The organism is Pseudarthrobacter sp. NS4, from assembly GCF_024758005.1.
GTDB lineage: Bacteria > Actinomycetota > Actinomycetes > Actinomycetales > Micrococcaceae > Arthrobacter.
This window is the reverse complement of the sequence record NZ_CP103288.1, coordinates 2,836,461-2,853,559: the sequence shown is the minus strand read 5'-3', so window position 1 is coordinate 2,853,559 and position 17,099 is coordinate 2,836,461. Positions and strand designations below refer to the sequence as shown.

The 17,099-nt window shown below is 64.1% G+C and carries 13 protein-coding genes and 2 tRNA genes; 8 read left to right on the top strand and 7 right to left on the bottom strand.

What is annotated here, in order from left to right; translation table 11 throughout:
- The first annotated feature begins 64 nt into the window (after window positions 1-64).
- The 4 genes from NXY83_RS13405 (at window position 65) to NXY83_RS13390 (ending at window position 4,539) form a co-directional block, all read left to right on the top strand.
- On the top strand, window positions 65-3,040 hold the full coding sequence (locus NXY83_RS13405; protein ID WP_258802701.1) for a UPF0182 family protein: 2,976 nt from the start codon (window positions 65-67) through the stop codon (window positions 3,038-3,040).
- Between the two features lie 120 nt (window positions 3,041-3,160).
- Window positions 3,161-3,234 (top strand) — tRNA-Met (locus NXY83_RS13400).
- A 156-nt stretch (window positions 3,235-3,390) separates the two neighbouring features.
- Window positions 3,391-3,464 (top strand) — tRNA-Met (locus tag NXY83_RS13395).
- Between the two features lie 142 nt (window positions 3,465-3,606).
- The gene (locus NXY83_RS13390; RefSeq protein WP_258802700.1) at window positions 3,607-4,539 is read left to right on the top strand and encodes a cytochrome b/b6 domain-containing protein; all 933 of its coding nucleotides are present in this window, start codon (window positions 3,607-3,609) and stop codon (window positions 4,537-4,539) included.
- An 18-nt stretch (window positions 4,540-4,557) separates the two neighbouring features.
- Here NXY83_RS13390 and NXY83_RS13385 read toward each other — a convergent pair whose 3' ends face one another.
- The 3 genes from NXY83_RS13385 to NXY83_RS13375 form a co-directional block, all read right to left on the bottom strand.
- Entirely contained in the window at window positions 4,558-5,985 is a 1,428-nt protein-coding gene (locus NXY83_RS13385) for a cryptochrome/photolyase family protein (protein ID WP_258802699.1), read from the bottom strand.
- Between the two features lie 93 nt (window positions 5,986-6,078).
- Complete coding sequence (locus NXY83_RS13380; RefSeq protein ID WP_258802698.1) at window positions 6,079-6,873, bottom strand: PspA/IM30 family protein; 795 nt, start codon at window positions 6,871-6,873, stop codon at window positions 6,079-6,081.
- A 108-nt stretch (window positions 6,874-6,981) separates the two neighbouring features.
- Window positions 6,982-9,027: a TPM domain-containing protein gene (locus NXY83_RS13375; RefSeq protein ID WP_258802697.1), complete on the bottom strand. Its 2,046-nt coding sequence runs from the start codon at window positions 9,025-9,027 to the stop codon at window positions 6,982-6,984.
- 286 nt (window positions 9,028-9,313) lie between these two features.
- Here NXY83_RS13375 and NXY83_RS13370 point away from each other — a divergent pair, with 286 nt between their 5' ends.
- The 4 genes from NXY83_RS13370 (at window position 9,314) to NXY83_RS13355 (ending at window position 13,778) form a co-directional block, all read left to right on the top strand.
- Complete coding sequence (locus NXY83_RS13370) at window positions 9,314-10,969, top strand: S1C family serine protease (RefSeq protein WP_258802696.1); 1,656 nt, start codon at window positions 9,314-9,316, stop codon at window positions 10,967-10,969.
- Between the two features lie 256 nt (window positions 10,970-11,225).
- Window positions 11,226-12,026, top strand: a complete 801-nt coding sequence (locus tag NXY83_RS13365; protein ID WP_258806229.1) for an electron transfer flavoprotein subunit beta/FixA family protein — start codon at window positions 11,226-11,228, stop codon at window positions 12,024-12,026.
- Between the two features lie 14 nt (window positions 12,027-12,040).
- Complete coding sequence (locus NXY83_RS13360) at window positions 12,041-12,994, top strand: electron transfer flavoprotein subunit alpha/FixB family protein (RefSeq protein WP_258802695.1); 954 nt, start codon at window positions 12,041-12,043, stop codon at window positions 12,992-12,994.
- Between the two features lie 4 nt (window positions 12,995-12,998).
- Window positions 12,999-13,778: a PIG-L deacetylase family protein gene (locus NXY83_RS13355; RefSeq protein WP_258802694.1), complete on the top strand. Its 780-nt coding sequence runs from the start codon at window positions 12,999-13,001 to the stop codon at window positions 13,776-13,778.
- A 67-nt stretch (window positions 13,779-13,845) separates the two neighbouring features.
- Here NXY83_RS13355 and NXY83_RS13350 read toward each other — a convergent pair whose 3' ends face one another.
- From NXY83_RS13350 to NXY83_RS13335, 4 genes are all read right to left on the bottom strand, one after another.
- Window positions 13,846-14,709, bottom strand: coding sequence for an anti-sigma factor (locus tag NXY83_RS13350; RefSeq protein WP_397427226.1), 864 nt, complete (start codon window positions 14,707-14,709; stop codon window positions 13,846-13,848).
- A 1-nt stretch (window position 14,710) separates the two neighbouring features.
- Window positions 14,711-15,319 (bottom strand): sigma-70 family RNA polymerase sigma factor, encoded by a 609-nt coding sequence (locus NXY83_RS13345; RefSeq protein ID WP_258802693.1) that lies wholly within the window; start codon window positions 15,317-15,319, stop codon window positions 14,711-14,713.
- A 197-nt stretch (window positions 15,320-15,516) separates the two neighbouring features.
- Window positions 15,517-15,984, bottom strand: coding sequence for a tRNA (cytidine(34)-2'-O)-methyltransferase (locus NXY83_RS13340; RefSeq protein WP_258802692.1), 468 nt, complete (start codon window positions 15,982-15,984; stop codon window positions 15,517-15,519).
- Window positions 15,985-16,006: 22 nt separating this feature from the next.
- Window positions 16,007-16,948, bottom strand: a complete 942-nt coding sequence (locus NXY83_RS13335) for a J domain-containing protein (protein ID WP_258802691.1) — start codon at window positions 16,946-16,948, stop codon at window positions 16,007-16,009.
- Window positions 16,949-17,099 lie beyond the last annotated feature (151 nt).

Here is a 17,099-nt window from a genome sequence, read left to right as displayed (position 1 = left end):
CGCACGCTTCGAATATCTGACAACCAGCTATGAGGTACCCAGTTTGTCCCGTCCCGCCAGCACCATGTCCACAGGCAGACCCCCTTCACGGCGCGGCCCGCTGACGCCCACCCTGATCGTTGTTGCCCTCGTGGTTGTGGGCTTCATTTTCTTCGCCAACGTCTGGACCGACGTCCTCTGGTACCGGCAGCTGGGCTTCATCGAAGTCTTCCTCACCGAGAACCTGGCCCGGATCGGCATCTTCGCAGCCGGCTTCGCCATCATGTTCGCTGCGGTGTTTTTCGCGATCCGCATCGCGTATAACGCCAGGCCGGTCTACGCTCCGGACTCAGACATCCGGGACAACCTCAACCGCTACCAGGCGCAGCTGGAACCCGTCCGCCGGGTAGTCATGGTGGGCCTGCCTGTCCTCTTCGGACTCTTCGCCGGCAGCGCCGCTTCAAGCCAGTGGCAGAAGGTCCTGCTCTTCTTCAACCAGGAGGGCTTCGGCAAGGAGGACCCCGAATTCGGCATGGACATCAGCTTCTATGTGATGGTCCTGCCGTTCCTCGGTTTCGTCACCGGCTTCCTGATCAGCGTGGTGGTCATTGCGGGCATCGCCGGCATCCTGACGCACTACCTCTATGGCAGCATCCGGTTGATGGAACGCGGCGTCTTCACCAGCCGGGCAGCCCAGATCCACATCGCCGTGACCGGTGCCGCTTTCCTGGTGCTGCTGGGCCTGAACTTCTGGCTGGACCGCTTCTCTACTGTACAGAGCACTAACGGCCGGTGGGCGGGTGCGCTGTACACCGACGTCAACGCGGTCATCCCCACCAAGGCCATCCTCGCCGTCGCGGCCGTGCTCGTCGCCATCCTCTTCGTGGTGGCCGCGGTGATTGGCCGCTGGCGACTGCCGGTCATCGGAACCGCGATGCTCGTCATCACCTCCATCCTGGCCGGTGGCGTCTACCCCTGGGTCATCCAGCAGTTCCAGGTGCGGCCCTCCGAGGAGACGCTGGAAAAGGAATTCATCCAGCGCAACATCGACAACACACGAGCTGCCTACGGCCTTGATGCCATCCAGGAGAGCCGCTACGAGGCCACGAACACAGCCAGCACCGGCGCCCTCGCCCCGGATGCGCAGACTACGGCGAACATCCGGCTCCTCGACCCCAACCTGATTTCCGATGCTTTCGCGCAACTGGAGCAGTACCGGCCCTACTACCGCTTCCCCGAGGCGCTGAATGTCGACCGCTACGAGGTGGACGGCAAGGTCCAGGACACCGTCATTGCTGTCCGGGAACTGAACCCCACAAACGTAGCCACCAACCAGCAGGGCTGGCTTAACCAGCACGTGGTCTACACCCACGGTTACGGAGTCGTGGCAGCCAAGGGCAACAAGTTCACTGTGGACGGCAAGCCGGAGTTCCTGCAGTCGGGCATCCCGTCCACCGGCGTCCTGGGAGATGATTCGTCGTACGAGCCGCGGATCTACTTCGGTGAGTACTCTCCCGACTACTCAATCGTGGGTGCCCCGGAGGGGGCCCCTCCGCGCGAGCAGGACAGGCCCTCAGGTGAGGGAGAGACCCAGTACACCTTCGAAGGCAACGGCGGACCCAACGTCGGCACGTTCTTCAACAGGGTGCTGTACTCCATCAAGTTCCAGTCCTCGGACCTGCTGCTGTCGGACGGCGTTAATCCCGAGTCGCAGATCCTGTACGAACGCAATCCCCGGGAACGCGTGGAGAAGGTTGCGCCCTACCTGACGGTGGACGGCAATGCCTACCCGGCAGTGGTGGACGGCCGCGTCAAGTGGATTGTGGACGGCTACACCACCAGCCAGTACTATCCGTACTCCCAGCAGGAACGGCTCTCGGATGCGACTGCCGATTCCCAGACCACGTCGGGCCGCGCCGTTGCACTGCCCAACAGCACGGTCAACTACATCCGCAACTCCGTGAAGGCCACTGTTGACGCCTACGACGGGTCGGTCACGTTGTATGCGTGGGATGACCAGGACCCACTGCTGAAGGCATGGCAGAAGATCTTCCCCACATCGCTCAAGCCTTACTCGGAGATGTCGGGAGACGTCATGAGCCACGTCCGGTACCCCGAGGATCTGTTCAAGGTCCAGCGCCAGCTCCTGGGCGAGTACCACGTAACGAACCCGTCCAGCTTCTACCAGACGAAGGACGCCTGGAGCGTTCCGAATGATCCCACTGTGGATACGAGTACCGGCGTCAAGCAGCCCCCGTTCTACATGTCGCTGCAGATGCCGGACCAGGACAAGCCTGCCTTCCAGCTGACGTCGTCGTTTATTCCGCAGATCGTCAACGGAAACGCGCGCAACGTCCTCTACGGGTTCCTGGCCGCCGACTCGGATGCCGGCAACCAGGCCGGTGTGAAGGCCGAGAGCTACGGCAAGCTGCGGCTGCTGCAGATCCCGCCGGAAATCCAGGTCCCCGGTCCCGGCCAGGCCCAGAACAAGTTCAACTCCGACCCCACGGTGTCGCAGGCCCTCAACCTGCTCCGCCAGGGAGCCTCGGATGTGCTGAACGGCAACCTGCTTACGCTTCCCGTGGGCGGCGGCATCCTCTACGTCCAGCCGGTCTACCTCAAGTCCACCGGTGAAACGTCCTACCCCACCCTGCAGCGCGTCCTGGTGGCCTTCGGTGACAAGGTGGGCTTCGCGCCCACCCTGGATGAGGCGTTGAAGCAGCTGTTCGGCGGCGACTCCGGGGCTGCTGCCGGCGACTCCGACAACAACGGTCAGGCTCCGGCTGAGCCCGGGGCGCCGGCCGCACCCGGGGGAGCGGATGCCAAGGCTGAACTGCGGGCGGCGCTGGATGAGGCAAACGCCGCCATCCAGGCAGGGCAGGACGCACTGGCTGCCGGTGACTTCGCAGCCTATGGCGAAGCGCAGAAGCGTATTGCTGCCGCCCTCCAGAGGGCCCTGGATGCAGAGAACAGGATCCCGGTAGGCGCTCCCGAGGCGACTCCGGCTCCTGCTGCCGACGCCACGCCGGAATCCACGCCCTCGCCCTCACCGAGCAGCTAGCTTCGATGACGGCGGCCCGGCACCTGTCCCTTTCCGGGGCGGGTGCCGGGCCTGCGTAACGGAGATCACGCCGTTTCGATTTGGCTGTATGTTCACCGGCCGGTAAAGTAGTTCTTGCGACGCGGGGTGGAGCAGTTCGGTAGCTCGCTGGGCTCATAACCCAGAGGTCACAGGTTCAAATCCTGTCCCCGCAACTGACGGAAAGTCCGGATACTGGAAACAGTGTCCGGACTTTCCTGTTTAAGCAGATCCTCCCAGGGCCGCCTTAAGGTGGCTCATGGTCTTGGTGGGGGAACTAAAGCCCGGTTGGTAAAAGCGGCCGCCGATATAGGGTAGTGTTGGTTCAGCGACGCGGGGTGGAGCAGTTCGGTAGCTCGCTGGGCTCATAACCCAGAGGTCACAGGTTCAAATCCTGTCCCCGCAACTATGTGAAGACCCCGACCGGCACACCAGCCGGACGGGGTCTTCTTTTTTCCTTGGATGCGGGTAGTTCCTAGTATTCTCTTTCGCAGAGCCTCACACGTCGTGAGCACTTGGCCATTCATTCTCGAGAGGAATGTTGTTCGATGTCCACACCCACGAAGAAGCCCGGCACCGCCACGGGTAAGCGGTCCCGACTCTACTGGGGGGTTCCGGCCGTCCTCGCGGCGCTGGTCCTGGTGGTGCTGCTTGCCAAGTGGCTCTTGGGGCTTCCGGCTGTGGCCTCTTTTGTGGCGGACTACCCGGGCCATTCCGAGCTTCCGGAGAATGCCCCGGTGGGCTTTCCGGCCTGGCTGGCCTGGCAGCACTTCCTGAATGCCTTCCTCCTGCTGCTGATCATCCGCACGGGTTGGCAGGTGCGCACCACGACGCGTCCCAGCGGGCACTGGACCCGAAACAACAAGGGCCTCATCAAAACGAAGAACCCGCCAACAAAGATCAGCATGGAACTCTGGTTCCACCTGACGCTGGACGCCCTGTGGATCCTTAACGGCCTGGTGTTCGCGGTCCTGCTGTTCGCTACCGGACAGTGGATGCGCATCGTACCCACCAGCTGGGATGTGTTCCCCAATGCCCTTTCTGCTGCCCTGCAGTACGCGTCGCTCAACTGGCCCACGGAGAACGGCTGGGTCAACTACAACGCGCTGCAGCTGCTCGCGTACTTCGTCACGGTGTTCATCGCTGCGCCGCTTGCCTTCATCACCGGTCTCCGGATGTCATCGGCCTGGCCCAAGAAGGCGGCCGGCCTCAACAAGGCTTTCCCCATCGAGTGGGCACGTGCTGTCCACTTCCCGGTGATGATCTACTTCGTGGCCTTCATCGTGGTGCATGTCTTCCTGGTGCTCGCCACCGGGGCGCTGCGCAACCTGAACCACATGTATGGCGTCCGTGACGACGACAGCTGGTTCGGCTTCTGGATCTTCCTCGCCTCCGTGGCAGTCATGGTGGCGGCCTGGTTCCTCGCCCGTCCGCTCTTCCTGCGGCCCATTGCCTCCCTCATGGGGAAGGTCAGCCGCTGACCCTGCCTGGAGTGCTCCTCAGGCGTCCTTGAGCTTCTGGTAGGCCTCCAGGGCGCGCGCCCTGGATTCAGGCAATTCAACGAGTGGCTCCGGGTACGCCGGCACTCCGGTTTTCCACGGCTCGTGAATGGCCTTGCCGTCAAGGCCTGCGAGCTCGGGGATAAACCTGCGAAGATATGCTCCCGTGGCGTCGAATTTCCTGCTCTGCGTCACCGGGTTGAAGATCCGGTAGTAGGGAGAAGCGTCGGCGCCTGAACCCGCAACCCACTGCCAGTTGGCCGGGTTGCTGGCGGCGTCAGCGTCCACGAGGGTATCCCAAAACCATTGTTCCCCGATGCGCCAGTCGGCCAGCAGGTTCTTGACCAGGAAAGAGGCGGCCGCCATCCGGACGCGATTGTGCATCCAGCCGGTCTGCCACAGCTGGCGCATGCCCGCATCCACCAGGGGATAGCCAGTGCGGCCCTGCTGCCATGCGAGCAGTTCTTCCTTGCCGGGGGGCTGCCACTCGAACCGGTCGAATTCGCGCCGGTAGTTGCGGCTGGCCAGATCCGGGTTCGCGTAGAGCAGGTGCCAGCAAAACTCCCGCCAGCCGAGTTCAGAACGGAAGATTCCGACGTCGGCAGGTACCTTTTCCGGGAACCGCCGGCGGATTTCCCGCCAGACCCGGAAGGCACTCATCTCGCCGAAGCGCAGGTGCGGCGAGAGGCGGCTGGTACCCTCAACCGCCGGCAGGTTCCGTCCTGTTCCATAGTTCCCGGCCGGTCCCGCAAGGAACTCCTCAAGCCGGTGCCGGGCCCCGTCCTCGCCTGGCATCCAGGTGGAGGCAAGCCCGCCGCTCCAGTCGGGGGAGGAGGGCAGCAAGTGCCAGCTCTCCAGGGTGTCGCTTCGTGGCTGGCTGCCTCGCGGGGAAGCGGGCGAAGGCAGGCTCCGGGGAGGATCCAGGGGATCGCGGACTTCACGGCCGGCCAGGCAGGCACGCCAGAACGGTGTGAAGACCTTGTAGGGCCCACCGGCGCCAGTGCGGACGGTCCACGGTTCAAACAGCAGGTTTGCGTGGTAGCTCGACGCCCCAAGGCCGTTATCACCGGCCCAGGCCTTGATGGCGGCGTCGACCGTGCGCTCCGGCAGGCCGTAGCGCCTGTTCCACAAAAGGTGTTGGGCGCCGGTTTCAGACACCAGTTCCGCGACGACGTCTTCCGCGGCCCCGCGCCGCAGGACAAGGCGGGAGCCCTTTGCTTCGAGGGATGCCGACAAGGCCGACAGTGAATGATGCAGCCACCACCTCGCGGCGCCTCCCAGCGGACGGAGCCCCTCGGACTCCTCGTCAAGAATGTAGACGACCGCCATGGGGAGACCAAGTCCTGCAGCCTCGGTCAGCGCAGGATTATCGTCCAGGCGGAGGTCATCACGCAGCCAGACGAGGGAAGTTGCGGCGGAGGAAGGCATGCCACCACGCTACACACGCGCGTACAAGAAAGGCCGGGGCAGCGGCCCCGGCCTTTCTTACCTGTTACTGGGAGGAAGCTCCCTGCCCCATTATCAGAGCTTGTCGTAATCGATTTCGGTCACGGTGGACTCGTCGGAGCCGGCTGAGCCGGCGGCGCCGATGGCAGGCTTTGAGGAGCCACCCGACTTCAGGGCCGCCAGGCGTGCCTCGATCTCCACCTGCTCACCGAGGTCCTCGAGCTGGTTGAACTGAGCGTCAAGGCTCGACGAGGCGAGTTCCTGCTGCCCGCGGACCTTGGCCTCTTCGCGGCGGATCTTCTCTTCGAAGCGGCCCACTTCGCTGGTCGGGTCCATGATGTCGATGCTCTTAATGGCGTCGTGCACCTGCGACTGTGCAGCTGCTGTCTTGGACCGGGCCACCAGTTCGTTGCGCTTGCTGGTCAGCTGGTTGAGCTTGCCCTTCATCTGGTCCAGGCCGGTCTTCAGCTTCTCCACCACTTCCCGCTGCGAAGCGATGCTCGGCTCCGCGCCTTTGGCCTCATTCTCAGCGGCCATCTGCCGCTGCAGGGCCACCTTGGCGAGGTTGTCGAACTTCTCAGCATCAGCCACGTTGCCACTGGCACGGTATTCATCGGCCTTGCGCGACGCGGCCAGGGCCTTGTTTCCCCAATCGCGCGAGTTCTTAACATCCTCGTTGTAGTCGTCCTCGAGCATACGGAGGTTACCGATGGTCTGAGCGACGGCTGACTCCGCCTCAGCAATGTTGTTGGTGTAGTCGCGGACCATCTGGTCCAGCATCTTCTGCGGATCCTCAGCGTTATCCAGCAAGGAGTTGATGTTCGCCTTTGCCAGCTGTGCGACACGGCCGAAAATGGACTGCTTAACCATGGTGTTACCTTTCGTCCTGCTCTATCGTGACCACTGAAATCCGTGAACAGTGGTGTACTGCGTCTATCCGCCCGCCGGGAACCCCGTCAAGTGCATAACCTGTAGGTGTCAGAAACTTCCAGAGTCGCCGCCGCCGAAGTCTCCGCCGCCAAAATCGCCACCGCCGAAGTCGCCGCCGCCCCAGCCGCCGCCGTCGCTGTGGCCTCCACCCCAGCCGCCTCCGCCGCCTCCGTTGAGGATCGAATTGATCAGGATGCCGCCCAGGATTGCGCCGCCGAGGCCGCCGCCTCCGCCGCCGCCGAACATGCCGCCCCTACCGTAGCCCTGGTTGGCGTAGCCGTCGAAGTGGTCCACGTCGGCCTGGGCGAGCTGGGCTGCCTGCGCCGCCAGCGCATGCGCCTGCTGCGCGTAAGTCAGGGCGGTGACGGGATCGGTCCGTGCGATGGAGAGCGCGTAGTCCAGGTTGCGTTGTGACTCCGCAAGCCGCGTCCGCGCCTCGGTGCCTACGCCACCGCGCCGCGCCGTGATGTAGTCGGAGGTTGCACTGATCTGGGCCTGGGCGGACATGATGGTCTGCTGGAGTGATGCCTGGGCACGGCGGGCCTGCTCCTGCTGGTCCCTGATGCCGGTCAGTGCCTGGTCGAGAGACTGGTGGGCGGTCTCCACGCGCTGCAGGGTGGCGATCGGATCGATCTTGCCGCCCTGGATTTCCGCTTTGACCTGTCCCAGGGCTGCTTCCACTGCTGCCACCGGACCAGCCAGTTCGGGATGGGCACCGGACTGGATCATGGCCCTTGCCTGGGCGAGGTCCTGGGAAGTGTCCACCACTGCCGCCTCAAGGCTGTTCCGGGCCTCATCCAGGTTGGACGAGACCTTGGCGATGGCGCCAAGGAGGACGTTGGTCTGGTGCAGGCTTTCCTCCGCTGCTCGGACGGCTACAGCGGCCAGGCTGCCTTCGCCCTCACCAAGTTTCTGCTGGGCGGTGGCAGAGGCATTCTGGACAAACGCCAGGCGTTCCTTGGCCTGCATGATGTTGTCCGAAACCTGTACCAGGGCGCTCTCCGCATACTTTGAGCGCAGGGTGCTGAGGGATTGCTCGGCGCTGGCAATTTTTGTGTCGGCCTCCCGGGCTCCTGCATTGACGGTTGCAAGTGCCTGCGGGGCGTTCTTCTCAAGCTCGCGCAGGGAGTCGAAGTCCGCTTTCTGTTCCTGCAGGGACGCCAGCGCGGCTTCCGAACGGCGGATGATCTCGCCCAGCCACGTGCGCTGTTGCTCTTCGGTGTCTGGGATGTGGTCGTCCAGCTGCTGCTGCAGCTTGAACGATTCCGTCATGTGGCCCTTGGCTTCTTCGAGGGCCTTGGTGAAGTTGCCGACGGCGGAATCACCGTATTGTGCCTGGGCGAACATCAGTTCCTGCTCGCTGGACTTGATGGCATCGTCAGCTTCGATCAGCAAAGAGCCGCTCTTCCGTCGCAGTTCCTCGACGCTCAGCGACGCCAGCGGGTCCAGTTCGGCGCCCTGCGGTCCGTAACTGCCGGTGGACGCCTGGCTGGCGGCTTTTTTGCGCTTGTTCCGGAAGTACAGGTAGGCGCCTGCGCCACCTGCTGCTACGACGCCTGTACCGACGAGGACGGCAGCGCCTGCACCGTTGTCAGAGGGTACCGTCCCGCTGCCACCGCCAGCCGCATCGCCGATGGCGGCGGCGGTGTCAATGGCTGCCTGGGCGAAGTCTGGGCTACCGCCAGCCAGGTTGGCCGTGACGGCGTTTTGGCTGATGGCCCCCTGCTTGGACTTGATGGGACTGGCCGAATTCAGGACGAAGCTGAATTTGCCCTCTTCGGCTATCGCCAGGATGGCGTCGGACCGACCCATGCTCTTGTTCGTCGCTACGGCCTGTGCCCAGGCTGCGGGATCGGCTGGGTCGGTAAAGGAGTCCACAGTGACCACGTAGAGGTTGTACTTGTGGTCCTTCAGAAGTTTCTGAATTGCTTCCTGGACTTCACCAGTCCGACCCCCAAGGACCTCGGCCTTGTCAACAATGTTGGTTCCCGAGGGAATGTTCACCGGCGGCTCGGCCCAGGCCGCGCCGGCGGGCAACGCCAGCAGACCGCTAAGGCCGATCACGGCGAGTATACGCTTGAACTTTGACCGCATGTGCAACCCTTCAGCACGCCTGACACCGATTCGGGACGAATCAGTCGTCTCAGAATCCAGCAGCGCCCCCACGCTAGGTGTGAAGCCGCAGGTCGCTGTGGCAATTCATCTTGATTCTATGGTGCACCCCACAGTCAGTCCATCGGCCTGAATATGCCACCAGCGAAACGGCCGGGGGCAGGGCCGCGAGCAGCAGGAGGACCATCAGGAAGCTCTCAGCAAACATCCGAGCTTGTTCCAGCCAACCGGTTCATAGTTAATGCAGAAGAGTATGAAAGGAAGTCCCATGACTGAGAACCAAACTCCAGGACAGGGCCCGGAGGACAACCGCCCGGGCCGCCGGAACCCCTGGCAGCACTCCGCCCAGCCGGAGGAGCATACCGCGGAGGCTCGGCATGCGGAAGAAGCGGCGGATCATGACCTGGGACCCCGGAACCCGGGAGACAGCGACAACGGCGCGCCGGGACCACAGCAGGACCCCACGGAAAGGCTGGACCAGCCGCAACGGGACAACGCCACCCAGGAACTTCCCGGGGGCCCCCGGCCGGTCTACCCCCGCCACCAGCCGTTCCACGGTCAGTCCGGATACTACGGACAGGGCAGCCAGAATACGCAGCAGTACCCCCAGTACGGTCCCCAGGGCTACCAGCACAATGGCCAGCAGGCCAATCATGGGCACGCTTTCCAGGAAGGAGCGGTGGGTCTCGCCCCGAATCCCAAGGATGCGCCGCGGCGAAAGGCCAGCTTCGGCGTCGGAACCCTGGTAGCCAGCATCCTTGCCGCCGGCCTGGTGGGAGGCAGCGTGGCCACTGTCGGGTCTGCCGAGTTGTTCGGTAACACGGGGTCCACGGCCAGCACCGGCAGCAACAGCCAGCCCGGAACCGTCATCGTTAATAACCAGGATGATGTGAATGCGATAACGGCAGCCGCCCTGAAGGCATCACCCAGTGTGGTGACCATCGGCGCTTCGAGCGGAAGCGCCGGTGGGACAGGTTCAGGAATCATCCTGGACGACCAGGGCCACATCCTTACCAACACGCACGTCGTCACGCTGGATGGCGAGACGGCAAACGCAGCCCTCGAGGTTCGAACCAGCGATGGCAGGGTGCTCACGGCGAAACTGGTAGGAACGGACCCGTTGTCCGACCTTGCCGTCATAAAGGTGGACAATGCCTCAGGTCTGACACCTGCCACCCTGGGCAACTCCGGGAAGCTCAACGTGGGGGACACGGTTATCGCCATCGGTTCACCCCTGGGCCTGACCGGCACTGTGACTGACGGTATCGTCTCAACGCTCAACCGGACCATCAGCGTCGCCTCGGCCGCCGCCCCGGAAGAGGGAGACAACGCCGAGCGCGATGACGAGGGCGGCTTCCAGTTCGCACCTCCAAACGGCGGCCAGGGCCAGCCACCGGCCGAACAGGGTGAGATCTCCATCAACGTCATCCAGACGGACGCTGCCATCAACCCAGGCAACTCCGGCGGCGCCCTGGTGAACAGCAGAGGCGAGATCATCGGCGTCAACGTGGCCATCGCATCGGCCGGATCCGGTGCACTGTCCTCCTCGACCGGCAACATCGGTGTGGGCTTCAGTATCCCCATAAACCATGCCAAGCGCGTGGCCCAGGAAATCATCGACACCGGCAAGGCTTCGCACGGCCAGTTGGGCGTCAGCGTAAAGAAGAAGGCTGCTTCCGGTGCCGCTACCGGCTTCTCGGTGGGGGCAGATGTGGCCACTGTTGAACCCGGCTCGGCTGCCGCCAAGGCAGGGATCAAAGTGGGCGACGTAATCACGAAATTCAACGATCTTGCCATTGGCGAGCCGGAACAGTTGACGGCAGCGGTCCGGGAGCAATCCGCCGGTGCCACCGTCAAGATCACCGTCCTGCGCAACGGCTCGGAGCAAACTCTCGATGTCACCCTCGGCGCTGCCGCCGGCTAGCACCGGCCCGAGCTGAACAAGAGAATGCGACGACGGCGGCGTCCCCACCATGGAGGGGACGCCGCCGTCGTCGTTGGAAGCACGAAGCGGACAGGCCCAGGCAGCGCTGACACAGGCGTTAACGGAACAGGGCGCAGGGGTGCGCCTATATGGTTAGCTAGGAGCAACCCGCATGCCGGGCATTCCGCGGCCATGACCTCACCCGGCTGGCTGTCCACAAGCATGGAAGGCTGCTGTCACTACAGTGGAAGATACATTGAAGATCATCGTCCTGGTCAAGCATGTACCGGACGCCCAGTTCGACCGTCACCTCAACGGGGAGGGGTACACGACGGACCGCGATGAAAGCATCCTGTCCGAGCTCGATGAATATGCGCTCGAGGCGGCACTGCAGCTGGCCGAGGCGCGCGGGGGCAGCAAAGCCGGCAACCAGGTCATCGCCCTGAGCATGGGCCCGTCCGGGGCAGTCAACGCCATCAAGAAAGCGCTGCAGATCGGGGCCACCGAGGGCGTCCACCTCACGGACGATGCACTCTCCGGTTCCGATGCGGCGGCCACGTCCCTCGCGCTGGCGGCAGCCGTTCGGTACCTGGGCCAGTCCTCAACGGTGGACCTGGTTATCACCGGGATGGCCTCCACCGACGGCGAAACATCCCTGGTTCCGGCCCAGCTGGCGGAACGGCTTGATCTGCCGCAGGTCACCTTTGCCTCTTCGCTGGAGGTAAGCGGCGGCCGGCTCACAGCCCGGCGCGATGCGGATACGTCCTCCGAAACGGTGGAAGCCCCGCTGCCAGCCGTCGTCTCCGTGACCGACCAGATCAACGAGCCCCGGTACCCCAACTTCAAGGGCATCATCGCGGCCAAGCGCAAGAGCATCACCACGTTGTCCCTTGCCGACATCGGGGTTGAACCCGCACAGGTGGGATTCGCAGGTTCCTGGACCGCCGTTACCAATGCAGAGGAACGCCCGCCGCGGACCGCCGGTACCATCATCACCGACGAAGGCGATGCCGGCATCAAGCTGGTTGACTTCCTGGCCGCCCAGAAGCTGCTCTAAGAGGGATCACAGACATGGCAAAAGTACTTGTATTCATCGACAACCCCGGCGCTGCAGTCAAGAAGAGCTACCTTGAGCTGCTGACCCTGGCTCGTTCACTGGGGGAGGGCGCTGTTGCCCTCAACGGCGAACTTTCCGACGGCGTCGCTGCCGCCTTTGCCGAATACGGTGTCAACACCGTAGTGCGCCCCTCGGCCCAGGATCTCGACGATTTCCTGGTCGCCCCCAAGGCTGCCTACGTCGCGGCCGCCGCGGAAACCACCGGCGCCGGCATTGTCCTCCTGGACAACTCGCCTGAGGGCAAGGAGATCGCCGCACGAGTGGGAATCCGGCTGAACGCAGGGGTCATCACTGATGTGGTGGCCGTGGACGCAGACGGAACCGCGCACAAGTCCGTCCTCGCCGGCTCCTACAACACTGCCTGCCGGGCCAAGACTCCCGTTTCTGTTGTAACCCTGAAGGCCAACAACGTCGCTGCCGAGCCCGCTCCCGTTCCATCCACGCCTGAGACCGTTACAGTGGAGGTTCCCGCCGGCAGCACGGCAGCAGCAGCGCGCATCACCGCCCGCGAACAGAAAGTGGCCAGCGGCCGGCCCGACCTCACGGACGCCCGGATCGTGGTGGCCGGCGGACGCGGCCTGGACGGCGATTTTGGGCCTGTCGAGGAGCTCGCGGATGCCCTGGGTGCAGCCGTGGGAGCCTCACGCGCAGCCACTGACGCCGGCTGGATCAGCCACGATGCCCAGGTGGGTCAGACCGGCAAGACCGTGTCGCCGCAGCTGTACATCTCCGCGGGCATCTCCGGAGCCATCCAGCAGAAGGCAGGCATGCAGACCTCCAAGGTCATCGTTGCCGTGAACAAGGACGCCGAGTCGCCGGTCTTCGAGATTGCCGATTTCGGCATCATCGGGGACGTCTTCGATGTGCTGCCGCAGGCCACAGCAGAGATCAAGAAGCGAAAAGGCTGATTCTTTGACTGCCTCCAACACGCAGGCACAGAGCCCGTTCAACCCGGCCACGAACCGGATTGGGCGGGTGCTCTGTTTTGCGGCCCACCCGGACGACATCGACTTTGGGGCCGCCGGCACCATCGCAGCGTGGACGGCGGCGGGGGTCGAGGTCAGCTACTGCATCATGACCGACGGTGACGCCGGCGGCTTCGACCCGGCCCACCGGGCGGACATCATCGCCCTGCGGGACTCCGAACAGCGCCGCGCAGCGGAGCTGGTGGGTGTCACCGACATCCATTACCTGCATGAACGGGACGGCTACCTCGAACCCTCGCACGAGGTGATGAAGGGCGTGGTGAGGTTGATCCGCCAAATCCGTCCCGACGTCGTACTGTCCATGCATCCGGAACGGAACTGGCGAAGGATCCAAAAGAGCCACCCGGACCATCTTGCCGTGGGTGAGGCAGTAACCCGGGCCGTCTATCCTGCAGTGGAAAATCCGTTCGCCTACCCGGAACTCGCCGAGGCCGGGCTGGAAGCCTACAAACTGCCGTGGCTGTGGCTTTACGCCGGGCCCGAGGACAGGGAGAACCACTTTGTGGATGTCACGGACCACGTCGACGCCAAGCTGAAGGCGATCCACGTCCACGTCAGCCAGCACCCCGACGTGGAGGCCATGGAGGCAACTGTCCGCCACGGGATGTGCACGAATGCCGTGCGGGCAGGCCTTCCGGAGGGCCGCAGCGCGGAAGCGTTCCATGTTGTTGCGGTCAACGGCCCCGGCACCATTGCGGGCTTTTAGCGTCTGGTCCCACCAAAGTGAACGCCCCGTTTCCTTACCGGAAACGGGGCGTTCACTTTATTGACTGTCAGGCACCGAGTGGTGCGGCCGCAACGGTGGGGAGCGTGGGGGACTCGGAGCCGCCGACTGGTTCGACGGTAATACCGAGGGCTGCGGCAGAGGAGATACCCTCCACTACTGCGGGTTTGGACAGTGCTTCCTCATCCATCAGCCCCTGCGAGACGGGGGCCGAACCGTCCTTGGGAATCAGCCACATCTGGTAGACCTTGCCCTCGGGCGGTGCCGGGACGCCGTTCATTTTCACCACGGCGGCGTCCTCGGACGAGGAGATGAGCAGGGTGGCGGTGCCGCCCCCGGAGACCTCCACGGATGCCTCACGAAGGTCTGCCGCGCGGACCACCTGGTTCAGTGGGTCATTCTGGTCCGCGAGGTAGGACCCCACACCGACGCCGCCGAGCGCGATGGCTGCTGCTGCTGCCACTCCGGCAAGCCAGCGGCGGGCACCGGGCCGGCGCCGTTCTTTCCTGCGCTGCCGCGCTTTGGCAAGCTCATCGCCGGCCTCAGGACTGGCATCCGGGCCAGCAGGGGGAACGGGAGCGCCGGCCTCGGGCCGGCTGTCCTGGTTCGGACCTTCCTTGGGCGGCAACTGGGCAACAATGCGCTTGAACAGATCGGCGGGAGGCTCCTCTTCAACCCGGAAAGTCCGGGCGAGCGTCTCGCGCGCCTGGCGGACCCGTGCCTGGAAGGCGAGCCGTTCCGCTTCCGGGGCGGTCGAGATGTAATCCTCGATGGCCTGGCGTTCGTGGTCCGTCACGGCGTCCAGGGCATACAGCTCTGCCAGGTCAACAGCCCGGCCGGAGGCGAGGTCCACGGCAACAGTGTCGCCGAAGGAGCCGGAACGGCCGCTGGGTCCATGGTTCATGTCTGTCATCTCAACTCACCCCCAGACAGGTCTTCAATCGGATCAGTCCATCGCGGATGCGGGACTTGATGGTAGGTACTGCTGCGTTCAGCCGTTCTGCGACCTCCCGGTATGTGAGACCGCCGTAATATGCCAGGCGTACTGACTCCTGTTGCGTTTCCGTCAAGGTTCCAAGGCAGCGGGCTACTGCTTCGGCTTCCAGCCTGCTGCCCACTTCATCGGAAACGCTGTCGTGATCGATGTCCTGCGTGCTGGCGCCGTATTTCGCCTCGCGGTCCGTTGAGGACTGCGAGGACCTGACCTTATCCACAGCACGCCGGTGCGAAATGGTCATCAGCCAGGAGAGCGGGCTGCCGGCCTGGGGATCAAACTTTGCCGCGTTCTGCCACACCTGCAGGAAGACTTCCTGGGTGGTGTCCTCGCTAAGCTCAGGATCGATCAGCACCCGGCGGGCCATGCCGAACACCCTGCGTGAGGTGAGTTGGTAGAACTCCGCAAAAGCCGCTTGGTCACCGCGGGCTATGCCTCCCAAGAGGTTGGAAAGGCGTTGGGTGAGGTCAGTCGGCGAATCGGTTACTGCGGCTGCAGCCTCATAATTCGGCGCGTTGGGAGTTTCCATTACCTCCAAGCATAAGTCTCCCGGCGGTGAATCTTCAGCAGTGCCGCTGCGGTTGCGGTGGCTGATCCTGGACCCTGCCTCCAGAAGTGTCACCTTGCCGCTCCTTGATCCCCGAGGAATGTTCTCAGAAGTGATTCGGGGCTGCTGTGCGGGTGGATGGGCGCTGCCGGGAGTTCATTTTGGCCGCCCAGGGGGGCTCAGGTCCGGGCGCCGGCAAAACCTTGCTGCCGCCACGCCTCATACACTGCAATGGACGCCGCGTTTGCGAGGTTCAGGGAACGCAGGGCGGGCAGCATGGGCAACCGCACTGTGGCAGTGACATGGGAGTCCGTTTTGAGTTCCTCCGGCAGGCCCACGGACTCCCGCCCGAACATCAGGACGTCCCCCGGCTGGTATGCGATGTCCGTGTAGCTGGCCGTCCCATCCGAGGTGAACGCGTAGACGCGTTCGGGCTGCAGGTGCTGCCAGGCGTCGTCGATGTTTTTGTGCACGGTGACGACGGCGAGGTCATGGTAATCGAGTCCGGCCCGGCGCAGCTTGGCGTCTGAGAAGTCGAAACCCAGGGGTTCCACGAGATGCAGTTCAGCCCCGGTAATAGCAGCAAGCCGGATGGCGTTGCCCGTATTGCCGGGGATTTCAGGGGCGTGGAAGAGGATGCGGAACACGTTCCCATCCTACCGACCGCAGTCAGTGCATGCCGCGCAACAGCCTGGCCAGCACGGGCACATTCACGGTATTGGGCGCCGGACCGGAGGCCAGGAACTCCTTGACTCCACGCACCATCCCTGCACCGTTGACAATCTGGACCGACTCGAGTGCACCCGCAGAACGCCGGTGCTGGTCGATGACCGGCTCGTGCAGGTTTCCGCTGGGACTGAGAACCACTGTCCAGCCTGTGACGTTCAGTTCCGGAAAGATGTCCTGCATTGCCCGCACCAGGTGGGCCAGCTGTGGCGGGGCGATGCTGCGCGCGCCATGGTTGAGGGTCCTTCCGTCCCAGGCGTACGCGCCTTTGGGAAGGAGCATGGAATTGATGAGTGCCAGCCGGTACCCGGAAAGTACGGCGTGGTCAATGTGGCTGTTATCTGCCGGCGACTGAAGGCCGTTGATGAGCCGGGCTGCCGGAATGGGGGGCAACACCTGGCGGGTCAGGAGCTGGACTGTGCGCATCTCCCTTTGGATCCTTGCTTCAGCTCCGAAGATGCCGCGTTTGCGGGGCATCCCGTGAACCTGCTGGCTGGCCTGTGCAGGCGGAATAAGCGGAACCTCGCCTGGGGTGAACGGCGGCACGTAGATGGGCGGATCCCCGGCCGTGCTCCTGGCGCTGCCGGGCCGGTGGACGGTGGCGGACGCCCGGCTGCCTGCAGGAGGAGCATCGAAGTGCGGTTCATTGTCGGCGGAACTGTCCCTGACACTGCCTGCGGCATAGGAACGGTCGTATGCTTTTCGGCGCTGGGGATCGATGAGGGTTTCGTAAGCCGCTGTTACCCTCCGGAAGGCCGCAGCGTCACCCCCGTGGTCCGGATGGGCGGTGCGGGCAGCACGGCGGTAGGCCACCTTGATTTCCTTCTCGGTGGCGGTGATGGCCACCCGAAGGACCTGGTAGTGGGAGCTGCTGCTCTCGGTCAAGCACTCATCCTTTTCTTTGTTGGCGGGCCCGCGGGGGAGCCCGGCCAGCCCAGTCTAGCCAGCACGGCCGCCGGCCCTGTCCAGACAACGAGTGCCCTGGTCACGCGGGTTCCCGCGGGGCTGCAGTCTAGACTCGTGCTTGCGCGGCCCG

Bases quoted from the DNA above. Each gene is read 5' to 3' on its own strand.
- NXY83_RS13405 (WP_258802701.1), top strand. From the start codon at position 65: ATGTCCACAGGCAGACCCCCTTCACGGCGCGGCCCGCTGACGCCCACC.
- NXY83_RS13380 (WP_258802698.1), bottom strand. From the start codon at position 6,873: ATGGTTAAGCAGTCCATTTTCGGCCGTGTCGCACAGCTGGCAAAGGCG.
- NXY83_RS13370 (WP_258802696.1), top strand. From the start codon at position 9,314: ATGACTGAGAACCAAACTCCAGGACAGGGCCCGGAGGACAACCGCCCG.
- NXY83_RS13345 (WP_258802693.1), bottom strand. From the start codon at position 15,319: ATGGAAACTCCCAACGCGCCGAATTATGAGGCTGCAGCCGCAGTAACC.
- NXY83_RS13375 (WP_258802697.1), bottom strand. From the start codon at position 9,027: ATGCGGTCAAAGTTCAAGCGTATACTCGCCGTGATCGGCCTTAGCGGT.
- NXY83_RS13385 (WP_258802699.1), bottom strand. From the start codon at position 5,985: ATGCCTTCCTCCGCCGCAACTTCCCTCGTCTGGCTGCGTGATGACCTC.
- NXY83_RS13350 (WP_397427226.1), bottom strand. From the start codon at position 14,709: ATGACAGACATGAACCATGGACCCAGCGGCCGTTCCGGCTCCTTCGGC.
- NXY83_RS13360 (WP_258802695.1), top strand. From the start codon at position 12,041: ATGGCAAAAGTACTTGTATTCATCGACAACCCCGGCGCTGCAGTCAAG.
- NXY83_RS13390 (WP_258802700.1), top strand. From the start codon at position 3,607: ATGTCCACACCCACGAAGAAGCCCGGCACCGCCACGGGTAAGCGGTCC.